This window comes from Nocardia sp. BSTN01 (assembly GCF_015354405.1).
In the GTDB taxonomy this organism is placed as follows: Bacteria; Actinomycetota; Actinomycetes; order Mycobacteriales; family Mycobacteriaceae; genus Nocardia.
On sequence record NZ_JADKYP010000189.1, the window covers coordinates 1 to 327 of the forward strand.

Genomic DNA, 327 nt, shown 5'->3' on the forward strand with positions numbered 1-327 from the left:
GCGGAGACGTCGAAGGCGAGTGAATGACATTGCGCCCACACCTGTTCCGACGGAGGGGCGGCACCGGTGTTCAGGTTTGTCAGTAGTTGGGTGACGTTGTGGTGGGTGGTGGCCACGCCTTTCGGGGTCCCGGTGGTGCCGGAGGTGTAGATGAGGTAGGCGATGTTGTCCGGGCTGGGTGCGGGTAGTGGGGTGCTGGGTTGTTTGTCGAGTGCGGGGTCGTCGGCGTCGATGATCGGAATGTCGAGCCCGTCGAGCCGTCCGGCGAGGTCGGTGGTGGTGATGATGGCTACCGGTGTGGCGTCGGTGAGCATGAATTCGATTCGT

Annotated in this window: 1 protein-coding gene; it reads right to left on the reverse strand. The window is 63.3% G+C overall.

Annotated features, from left to right (window positions below; genetic code table 11):
• A partial coding sequence (locus IRT45_RS36475; RefSeq protein ID WP_194810287.1) for an AMP-binding protein occupies positions 1-327 on the reverse strand: 327 nt, incomplete at both ends.